This window comes from Pseudoalteromonas sp. SR45-5 (genome assembly GCF_014163565.1).
Lineage (GTDB): Bacteria > Pseudomonadota > Gammaproteobacteria > Enterobacterales > Alteromonadaceae > Pseudoalteromonas > Pseudoalteromonas distincta.
Window position 1 is genome coordinate 1 of record NZ_JACJDN010000058.1, and the last position, 10,830, is coordinate 10,830.

At 40.1% G+C, this 10,830-nt stretch carries 8 protein-coding genes; 3 read left to right on the forward strand and 5 right to left on the reverse strand.

What is annotated here, in order from left to right:
• Positions 1-17 precede the first annotated feature (17 nt).
• Positions 18-3,350 carry an MHYT domain-containing protein gene (locus H5072_RS04000; RefSeq protein ID WP_182692776.1) on the forward strand — a complete coding sequence of 1,111 codons (3,333 nt, stop codon included), beginning with the start codon at positions 18-20 and terminating at the stop codon, positions 3,348-3,350.
• A 3-nt stretch (positions 3,351-3,353) separates the two neighbouring features.
• Positions 3,354-4,346, forward strand: a complete 993-nt coding sequence (locus H5072_RS04005; RefSeq protein ID WP_002961438.1) for a two-component system response regulator — start codon at positions 3,354-3,356, stop codon at positions 4,344-4,346.
• Here H5072_RS04005 and H5072_RS04010 read toward each other — a convergent pair.
• On the reverse strand, positions 4,343-4,783 hold the full coding sequence (locus H5072_RS04010; protein WP_182692777.1) for a VOC family protein: 441 nt from the start codon (positions 4,781-4,783) through the stop codon (positions 4,343-4,345). The two genes, H5072_RS04005 and H5072_RS04010, sit on opposite strands and share 4 nt — an antisense overlap.
• Position 4,784: 1 nt before the next feature.
• Positions 4,785-5,441, reverse strand: a complete 657-nt coding sequence (locus tag H5072_RS04015) for an HD domain-containing protein (protein WP_039487345.1) — start codon at positions 5,439-5,441, stop codon at positions 4,785-4,787.
• 140 nt (positions 5,442-5,581) lie between these two features.
• Between H5072_RS04015 and H5072_RS04020 the strand changes: the two genes are divergently transcribed.
• On the forward strand, positions 5,582-6,772 hold the full coding sequence (locus H5072_RS04020) for a class I SAM-dependent methyltransferase (protein WP_182692778.1): 1,191 nt from the start codon (positions 5,582-5,584) through the stop codon (positions 6,770-6,772).
• A gap of 30 nt (positions 6,773-6,802) precedes the next feature.
• Here the strand turns inward: H5072_RS04020 and H5072_RS04025 are convergent, their stop codons facing one another.
• From H5072_RS04025 to hrpA, 3 genes are all read right to left on the reverse strand, one after another.
• On the reverse strand, positions 6,803-7,099 hold the full coding sequence (locus H5072_RS04025) for a PilZ domain-containing protein (protein ID WP_024597619.1): 297 nt from the start codon (positions 7,097-7,099) through the stop codon (positions 6,803-6,805).
• A 9-nt stretch (positions 7,100-7,108) separates the two neighbouring features.
• On the reverse strand, positions 7,109-7,489 hold the full coding sequence (locus tag H5072_RS04030) for a PleD family two-component system response regulator (protein WP_024597850.1): 381 nt from the start codon (positions 7,487-7,489) through the stop codon (positions 7,109-7,111).
• Between the two features lie 75 nt (positions 7,490-7,564).
• A partial coding sequence (gene hrpA, locus H5072_RS04035; protein WP_182692779.1) for an ATP-dependent RNA helicase HrpA occupies positions 7,565-10,830 on the reverse strand: 3,266 nt, incomplete at its 5' end.

The window sequence follows — 10,830 nt, forward strand, 5'->3', positions numbered from 1 at the left end:
TTATATTTTGAGCCATTATGTTATCAGCTTTTTTTATCACAGACCAAGATCCTAGCTTAATCATTAATGGCGTTTACGATCCTCTATTAGTTTCAATGTCATTGCTAATTGCTATTTTTGCAGCCTTTTTCACCATTCGGCTTATAGAGCTCGCAAAAGAAACTCAATTTCCTAGCTACCAACGTTTAGCAAATGTGACCGCTGCTACTGTTTTTTCGGCTGGTATTTGGAGTATGCACTTTATTGGTATGCTTGCCTTTTCACTGTGTACTAATATTGATTATGATCCAACAATCACCCTCCTTTCTTTTATACCAGCATTTATAGCATGTCAGTACGCTGTATCAATGCTAGTAAATAGTAAAGGGAATCTAAAAGTATTGTCGATTTGCTCTGTGTTACTAGGAGCCGGCATTGGCACTATGCATTATAGCGGCATGGCTGCAATGGACCTTGCTCCTTTACTTAGATATGATCCATTGATTTTTGCGTTATCAATCATTGTTGCTGTAGCCCTCTCCTTTATAGCCCTTTACAGTCGCTTTAATCTTGAGCGTTTTTTACCCTCTTTATCACCTCTTCAAAATAACTCAATTAGCGCTGTTATTTTAGGGTGTGCTGTTGCTGGTATGCACTACATGGGTATGGCCGCTACACGTTTTGTAGCTACATCGCCACTAATCTATGATGATGCTAATGCAACCGCAGGACTAACTTTTATCGCCATTGCAGTCGCCACAGCAACTATCGCGATTACAAGCGTGGTTGGTGTAATAAATGGTATGGTTCGCTATCGCATGCTACTTGAGGAGAAGTCGGCAAAAGAATCCCGTCTAAATGCTATTTTAGGTACCGCTATAGATGGCATTGTTACCATTGACCATGCTGGTATTATTTTAAGTTTTAATGAAGCCGCTAGTAAAATTTTTGGCTGGCAAGAAAACCAAGTTCAAGGCAAAAACGTAAAAATGCTAATGGACGATAACATTGCCAAGCACCACGACGAATACCTCTTAAATGCTCACAATGTTGATCTAGGTAAAATAATAGGCATAAACCGTGATGTATATGCAAAACACATGAACGGACATGTTTTTCCTATTCGCTTAGGTATAGGCGAAGTAAATCAGCCGGGCCATAACCCTTTATATGTTGGCTTTATCACCGACTTGACCGAACAACGCGCTTTGCAGCAAAGTTTAGAAGAGAAAGAACAAAAATACCGCTCTCTTATCGATAACATGCCCGGAGTAGCGTTTAGATGCAAGTTTGATGACAACTGGACTATGTTATTTATTAGTCCAAATATAATTGAGCTTACAGGGTATAACCCAAATGAGTTTACAGAGCATTGTATCGAGTTTAATGACTTGGTCTTGAAATCAGACCAAAAACAAATAGTTGATGAAGTCACTAAAGCTGTTGATGCAAAGTCTCAATATTCTATTGAATACCGAATTAGACATAGAAATGGCAAAATTTTGTGGTTGTTAGATAAAGGGAGTATCGACTTTGATGCTCAAGGCAACCCAAAGTGGATTGATGGTGTTTTAGTCGATATTACTGAACGCAAAGAATATGAAGAAAAACTAGAGCAAGCTAAATTTAAAGCTGAAGAAGCTGCTCATGCAAAGCAATCTTTTATGGCTAATATGAGCCATGAAATACGCACCCCAATGAATTCTATAATAGGTTTTAGCGATCTATTAATGGACACCCCACTTGATCAAGAACAACAAAAGCACTTGGTTACCGTAAATAATGCAGCGCGTTCATTGCTAAGATTGTTAAATGAAATTCTTGATTCTGCAAAACTAGAACGCGGTAAGCTCACCATTGAGCCAGCCCACTTTAGCTTAAAACCAGTGATAGACAGTATTATTTCTACTTTTTGGCTAGAAGCTAAAAAGAAAGATTTAGAACTTAAACTCCATATTAAAGAATCAGTAAGTTCTACGTACTACGGCGACCCAGATCGACTCAGACAAGTACTCACTAATCTAATTGGTAACGCGATTAAGTTCACCGAAAAAGGCTCTGTTACGGTCACCGTTGGCATGACACAAAATCAGCATCTGTTTTTTGAAGTGCAAGATACCGGAATTGGTATTGCAAAAGATCGTATTCAAGCTGTATTTCAACCTTTTGAACAAGCCGATGGCACTACTACTCGCCGCTTTGGTGGTACAGGCCTTGGTACAACCATAAGTAAACAACTTGTAGAGCTTATGGGCGGAACAATAAACTTAGTAAGTGAGCTAGGTAAAGGCACCTGTTTTTACTTTTCATTGCCGCTTACTTTAGGTGACGAATCTAAAATTGATTATTTTGATGGTCTACACACCCAACTGCCTGCACTTAGAGTACTAGTAGTTGATGATATAGAGCAAAATACAGAACTACTGTCTTTGCTTCTGTCACGCGATCAGCATTCAGTTACCAAAGCGTCAAACGGACTTGAAGCGATTAAAGTATTTGAAGAACAAGACTTTGATGTCATCTTAATGGATATACATATGCCCTTGTGTGATGGCATACAAGCAGCACAAAAAATAAGAGCAATAGAAAACCAAAGGCAGCTTAAGTACACGCCAATTATCGCGCTCACAGCAAGCGTATTACAGCAAGATAAGCTTACGGCTAAAAAAGCAGGCATGAATGGCTTTGCCAATAAACCCGTCGATATAAATCAGCTTAACCAAGAAATAGCGCAAGTGCTGGGGCTTGGTATTGCAAAAGAAATGGTTATATCGCAAAGCGATCCTAAAGCGCAGCATATAGATTTTGAAAAAGGATTAGCACTTTGGGGTTCTAAGTGTAAGCAGCTTACAGAGATTACTAAGTTTGTTAGTGATAGTGATAAGCGGTTTGAGAGATTATTTAATGATAAATTATCAAACATAAAAGATGTCGATAGCCTCATTCACACACTCAAAGGTGTTGCTGGTAACTTAGGGCTAACAACGTTAATGAAGTTATTAACCGATTTAGAGCACAAGCAAAGTGATGCTAAAGTTATTAGTCTTTTAGACGATATCAAAAACGAACTACTTATTATAACGCAACTGCTGTCATCAAATACTTGCGATGAGCCAAATAGCAAGCCTGAAGATGATAGCTCAGACACTCTATCAATAGATGAAATTAAGTCACTGTGTGAAACACTTCATCAAGATGCGCAAAACGCAGAATTAAATGATGAACTACTCGCAAAGTTGCAACGCGGCGCACCTTCTACCTTTCAAAATGAAGTTGATGATATAGCCGAAGCCTTTGATGAATTTGATTTTGATAAAGCACACGTAATACTAGAAACCTTAATTGAAAAACTAACAAACAATGAGTATTAATTAATGGATTTTACGACAGATAGGCCACGGGTATTAATTGTTGACGATGAGCCTGCAAATCTAAAAGTAATGCGCGAAGTGTTAGGTAATCAATATCGTATGTCGTTTGCTAAATCTGGTGATGCCGCACTAGCACTACTTGAAAAAGAACTACCAAAGCTAATTTTGCTCGACATAATGATGCCAGATATGAATGGCTTTGAAGTGTGCCAAATAGTTAAGAGAAATCCTAAAACATCACACATCCCAATTATTTTTGTAACTGCGCTTGGCGATGAAAGCGATGAATACAAAGGTTTTGAGTTAGGCGCAGTAGATTATATTACTAAACCAATAAGCCCTGCCATTGTAAGAGCAAGAGTTAATACTCACTTGTCGCTAGTACAAGCAGAGCAATTAAAGCAAGCTCATGTAGATTTAGTAGAACGTCTAGGCCGTGCAGCGGAATATAAAGACACCGACACGGGTGAACATATAGTGCGCATGAGCCAATACAGTAAAGTATTAGCGTTAGCACTAGGTATGGATGAACAACGAGCAGAACTTTTACGTCAAGCTGCCCCAATGCACGATGTAGGAAAAATAGGTATTCCTGACGCTATCCTACTCAAACCTGGAAAGTTAACCTCTGAAGAGTTTGATCATATGAAAGAACACGCCACCATTGGCGCGCAAATTTTAGCAAACTCATCATCTCCTTTACTACAACTTGCGCATACACTTGCAATTGAACACCACGAAAAATGGGATGGCTCAGGCTATCCTAACGGGATCAAAGGCGAAGAAATATCAGTTGAAGGTAGAATTGTTGCTATAGCTGACGTATTTGATGCACTTACCTCAAAACGCCCTTACAAAGAGGCTTGGAGCGTAGAGAAAACAGTTTTGCATATGCAAGAGCAAGCAGGAACTCATTTCGATCCCGCTCTAATCGAGCTATTAGTAAAAAACTTAGACGATATTATTGCTATAAAAAATGCAAATCAAGAAAGCTAATTCTTTTTAGCACTGTGAGAGCCAAGCTCAACATTTGGGTAACAAGATTTTATATAACGATAGTCATGTGACGTAATTTCATGGCTATTGCCACTTTCATCTTTAAAGTACATAGAAAACGTTACACCATGATCTGCTAAAACTACTTTTATATTTAAACTCTCAAGATGAATACGCCATTGAATAAATTGATCCCCTGAGGCCAAAAATGCAATCCCTTTACTGCGCCCCTCTCCTTCAAACAATGCTAAACGAGAGGTTGAACAAGCATCCTCAAGCGTTAAAGGGCCTCGCCCATGCTCATTCCAAAAGGCAAGCTCTGGCACTACGCTAAAACCTAAAACCCGTTCATACCACTTAACGGCATTAGCTAAGTTATCAACATTTAAATGGCAATGATCAATGCCAGATAATTTCGGTATGCTTGTATTATTCACATTACTCACCAATTTCTGACTTTAATTGCTCTAAAAACTCATGCATATACCTTGTTCGTCTATTCGCCTCTGCTTTAGCTGATGGGGTATTCATACTATCGGCAATATGTAATAACTTTATGAAAAAATGATCAAGCGTGTATGTTTTATCATCAGCCTCGCGTTCAACACAAAAAGGGTCATTTGGGTTATATAATAACCGAGAAATTGAGCCACCAACTTTCATGCATCGGCTAACGCCAATAGCGCCCAACGCATCCATTCTGTCGGCATCTTGTACTATTTGCGCTTCAACTGTTTTAATTTTTATATTTGCGCTGAAGCTATGCGCTGCAATTGCATGATGAATCTCATCAAAAAGTGACTCGTCATAATTAATCGATTTTAAAAACTCCAATGCCTTATCAGCTGCCATAGTAGAGGCTTTTGCACGATCAGGGTGGTTTTTAGCCACCGCCACACAGTCGTGCATCCACGCTGCAGGTAATACTACTGACATGTTTGCCTGCTCCGCATTACATAACTGTATTGCAACACGCACCACTCGCTCTATATGAGTAATGTCATGAGCAACATCAGCATGCACTAAAGAGGCGATAAACCCTCTACATTGTGAGTTAAGTATTTCTAAATCAGGGCTTAAAGCGACGTCAGACAAAGTTAGGTTCCAAAAAGCTAATTAATCAATGAATTATCCGTACTTTACCGTGCTTTATGCCCCCCTTGCAAAACATTCATTGTATGTTGCTCCTTGCTTGACTAAAATACAGCGCTTATTTATTACTACTGAGAAGCCTTATGTCATCTGCCGTTTACCTACAAGCTGGTCGCGATAAATCATTAAAAAGAAAACACCCTTGGTTATTTTCAAAAGCCATCAAAAAAATTAAAGGTAAACCTGGATTAGGCGACACAGTAACGATTCACGACAGCGAAGGTAAGTTTTTAGCAACTGCTGCGTATAGCCCTCACTCACAAATTCGTGCACGTGTTTGGAGCTTTGACGAAAAAGAAGTCATCGATCAACACTTTTTTGAACGCCGTTTACGTCGCTCATTAGAAGCCCGTAGCCAAGTTATTGAAGAAGGCGGATTAACAGGGTTTCGCTTATGTGCTGCTGAGTCTGATTACTTACCAGGCGTTACAATAGATAAGTTTGACAACGTATTAGTGTGCCAGCTATTAAGCGCCGGTGCCGAGCGCCATAAAGGCGAGATTGTAGGCGCATTGATGTCTATTTTCCCCGGCTCTAGCATATATGAGCGTTCTGACGTAGATGTACGTACTAAAGAAGGCTTAGAACCAATTAAAGGCGCACTTTGGGGGAATGAACCAAAAGAGCCTGTGCTTATTGAAGAAAACGGCTTAAAAATCGAAGTTGATATAATTGAAGGTCACAAAACAGGATTTTACTTAGATCAGCGTGACAGCCGTGCTGCACTTGAGCGCTTCTCAAAAGGTAAAACTGTCCTTAACTGCTTTAGTTACACAGGTACATTCTCGTTGTATGCCCTGCGTGGTGGATGTGAGCATGTAACTAACGTAGATGTATCGCAACCCGCTTTAGATACAGCAAAACGTAATGTTGAGCATAATAGCTTAGATTTAAACAAAGTGAGCTTTGTTAAGCAGGATGTATTTAAATTATTACGCCAATACCGCGACGAAGGTAGACAGTTTGATACCATCGTAATGGACCCACCAAAATTTGCTGATAATAAAGCGCAGCTAACGGGCGCGTGTCGTGGCTATAAAGATATCAACATGATTGCCATGCAAATACTAAAACCAGGCGGAACACTATTAACATTCTCATGCTCTGGTTTAATGGAACAAAACCTGTTTCAAAAAGTAGTAGCCGATGCAGCACTTGATGCAGGTAAAGACCTACTGATAATGGAGCGATTAAACCAGGCAGCCGATCATCCAATTGCTGGCAGCTACCCTGAAGGCTTTTACTTAAAAGGCTTAATCTGTAAGGTTTTTTAATATCTACTATTGAGTTTAACTGAATTCGATTTAGTTAAACTCAATGATTTCAAGACCTGCTGTTACCGTGCCATCATCTTCTTTGCTGGCACGTATTACTTTTGCAGTTGCATTTAAAGGCGCAATACTTGGATGAGTCGAATCAATGTTCACCGTCAGTAAGGTATTAGGTTCAAGCAATTCATCTAAATGAATTGATAAACCTGTTGCACTTAAATCCACGCACTCTGCGGCAAAACTTAAACCCGCTATTGGTTCTATCGTTGTTAAATTTGCAGGAGTGTTAATCTGCATGCGTCTAAAATTTCGCTTATCATCAGTAAACATATGTTACCTCTAAACAACCGTGTTAATTTCTTCCAACAAAGCACCCACTGAAAATGGCTTTACAACATACGCGTTACAACCAGCATCAAACCCTGCTTGTTTTTCAGATGGGGACTCTAGGCCCGATACCATAACAACAGGAATATTTTTTGTTTCAGGTGTGTGCTTTAGCATTCGGCATGTATCATAACCATCAAGACCAGGCATACAAACATCAAGCAAAATTATATCTGGCGGACTCGCAATTGCTGACGCAAGGCAGCTTTGCCCTGAATCTGCGTAACTAACATCAAATTTCGACGCTAGTGCGGCTTTGAGCATTTCAAAATTAAAATACTCGTCATCTACCACTAAAAGTCGCTTTGTTTTATGTTCAATCGATGAGGACATAACTATGTCGCTTCCTTTTCAAAACAAAAATAAATCCTTCTATTAAGGTACTAAGCTTAATAGAAAATGCAAGTTTTATTCTATCTCTTTTATCGCATTAAGTACCCGCTTGGCTGAAATTGGGTAAGGCGTTCCTAGTGTTTGAGCAAATAGCGACACTCTAAGCTCCTGTTGCATCCAGAAAGTAGCGGTTACCTCTTGTGGTATAGGTAACCCTTTAGGCGTTTTATTAACTACTTTTTTATACTCTTGCGCAACTTTATCTAGCTCTAGTACGCATAACCTATCACGATTTGGATCCACAGGCAGCTTTTCTAAACGTTTTTGAATCGCTTTTAAATAACGAATTAAATCCGCTATTTTATCTGCGCCATGCGCGCTCACAAAACCTTTAAATATAAGTGACTCAAGCTGTGACTTAATATCGCCGTGCGCAGTTATCATGGTTAAATCAACGCGCCCTTTCATTTTTTTATGCAGGGCATGAGCAATACTTAATACTTGCTCAACTTGCGTTGCAATCGATACAACGGCATCGCCCAGCTCACCGCGTATTTGCTCTTTTACTGTTTCAAATGCTTTTTCGTCGCGTATATCACCGTGTTTTACTAATAAGCTATCAACACCTGCGGCAATACAGTCATCAATTAAATCAGCTATTTTACCAAATGGGTTAAAGTACAAACCCAGCTTTGCCTTATTCGGTAAGTTTTGTTGTAAGTACTTAATTGGCGATGGCACATTTAATAGTACTAAACGGCGCAAACCTTGTTGATGTGCTTGCTGCGCTTTTGCTTCGCTATCAAAAAGCTCCACTGCAGCGGCTGATTTTTTATCCACCAGCGCAGGGTATGCTTTTATCTCATATTGACCTTGCTTTTTAACGTATGAAGCGGGTAACTCACCAAAATCCCATTGTGTTAGGTCTGACTTTTCAATGCCTTTATCGGCTACTTTAGACAGTGTTTCGGTTACTTCACCTTGCAGCTCTGCTTTGAGCTTGGCTAAATCAAGCCCTCGTGCAAGTAACTTATCGTGTTCATCACGTACTTCAAACTGTAATCGTAAATGCGGTGAAAGCGCGGTTAAATCCCATGCCTCTGGATCAACTTTTACACCTGTCATTCTCAATAAACGCGTCGTTAATGCATCAATTAAGCTCCCTTGCATTGGCTCAATAGCTGCCAGCACTGCATCAGCATAGTTTGGTGCTGGCACAAAATTACGACGAAGCGATTTAGGCAATGACTTTATAAGCCCACTTATTAGCTCATGCCTAAATGCTGGTATGTGCCAGTCAAAACCACTTTCTTGCACTTGATTCAACAGCGCGACCGGTATTTGTACCGCAACGCCATCAACTGCTTGGCCTGGATCGAAATGATAAGCAAGCGGCAATATAATATTGTCTTGCTGCCATGTGTCAGGGTAGTCAAACTCAGTGATATTACTTGCACCATGCTGCATTAGCTCTTCACGAGTCATGTGTAGGTAATGCTTATTTTGTTGTTTTTGTGTTTTATACCATTTTAAAAATGCAGCGCGGTTATTAATTTCTTTGGGTATTTTTTTATCGTAAAACTCAAATAACGTTTGCTCATCAACTAAAATATCACGACGACGTGACTTATTTTCCAAAACTTGAATATCTTCTATTAGCTCACGGTTAAACGCTAAAAAGCCCTCGTTTAAGCCCAGTTCTTGCTCAACTAATGCAGTGCGTACAAAAAGCTCTCGACTCACTTTAGGGTCTATGTTGCTATAAACACAGCGGCGTTTATTTACAATAAGTAAGCCATATAAAGTTTGCTGTTCAAACGCGATTACCGCACCTGGTTTTTTCTCCCAATGTGGTTCAGTGTAACTACGTTTTACTAAGTGCTGTGCTAATGGCTCTACCCAGTTAATGTCTATTTTTGCATTTGTGCGGGCATATAACTTACTTGTCTCTACCAACTCCGCCGACATGATCCATTTGGGGCTCTTTTTAAATAAACCTGAACCTGGAAAAATATGAAACTGACTATTACGTGCCCCTTTGTATATTTGTTTTTCATCTTTAAAGCCAATATGGCTTAGCATTCCGCTTAATAACGCTTTGTGAACAAGTTCGCCATCAGCCGCTTGGCTGGTTGCTTTCATGCCCATTTCGTTACACACAGTACTTATTTGATAAACAATATCTTGCCATTCACGCAGGCGCATATAGGCTAAGAAGTCTTTTTGACACAGCTTTCTAAATTGGCTATTAGTAAGCTCGCTTTGCTGCTCTTCTAAGTAATTCCATAAGTTTAAAAAAGCGATAAAATCAGAATCTGGATCATCAAAACGACCGTGCTTTTCATTGGCAGCAGCACGTTTTTCTTGTGGGCGTTCACGTGGGTCTTGAATAGACAACGCCGCTACAATGATAATCACTTCACGCAATGCGCCAAGTTTATGGGCTGTTAGCACCATTTTTGCTAAACGTGGGTCAACGGGTAATCGACTAAGCTCTCTGCCCGATTGCGTTAGGCTGGTTTTACTATCGCGTTTAGCTGGTTTTACCGCTTGTAGCTCTTCAAGCAATGTTAGGCCATCATTAATATTGCGGCTATCTGGCGCTTGTACAAACGGAAATTGCGCCATATCACCAAGCCCTAGCGCCAACATTTGTAAAATAACAGATGCAAGATTAGTACGTAGTATTTCAGGGTCGGTAAACTCTGGGCGCGATAAAAAATCATCCTCAGAGTACAACCTAATACAAATACCCGCTTCAACACGTCCACAACGACCCATACGCTGATTAGCACTTGCTTGCGATATAGGCTCTATTGGTAAGCGCTGTACTTTTGTACGATAGCTGTAGCGACTTATACGCGCAGTACCTGGGTCTATTACATAACGAATACCCGGCACGGTGAGTGACGTTTCGGCTACGTTAGTCGATAAAATAATATGACGACGAGAATGCGGCGCAAATATACGGTTTTGCTCTGCGTTAGATAAACGCGAGTAAAGTGGCAATACATCGGTGTGTTTTAAATTACGCTTGCTAAGTGCATCTGCGGTATCGCGTATTTCACGCTCACCATTTAAAAATATGAGAATATCGCCAGGGCCTTCAGCACACAGCTCATCAACGGCATCAAAAATACCTTGTAGCTGATCGCCTTCCGCTTCCATATCATCTTTATTAATATCAGTAATAGGGTTGTAGCGCACATCAACAGGGAAAGTACGACCCGATACTTCTATAATGGGCGCATCATCAAAGTGCTTTGAAAAACGCTCAGGATCGATAGTCGCTGAGGTAATTATTATTTTTAAATCAGGGCGTTTTGGAAGCAGGTTTTTTA

What these genes read in the sequence shown, in the direction of transcription:
- H5072_RS04000 (WP_182692776.1), top strand. Translation starts at nt 18, where the DNA reads ATGTTATCAGCTTTTTTTATCACAGACCAAGATCCTAGCTTAATCATT.
- H5072_RS04005 (WP_002961438.1), top strand. Translation starts at nt 3,354, where the DNA reads ATGGATTTTACGACAGATAGGCCACGGGTATTAATTGTTGACGATGAG.
- H5072_RS04020 (WP_182692778.1), top strand. Translation starts at nt 5,582, where the DNA reads ATGTCATCTGCCGTTTACCTACAAGCTGGTCGCGATAAATCATTAAAA.
- H5072_RS04025 (WP_024597619.1), bottom strand. Translation starts at nt 7,099, where the DNA reads ATGTTTACTGATGATAAGCGAAATTTTAGACGCATGCAGATTAACACT.
- H5072_RS04030 (WP_024597850.1), bottom strand. Translation starts at nt 7,489, where the DNA reads ATGTCCTCATCGATTGAACATAAAACAAAGCGACTTTTAGTGGTAGAT.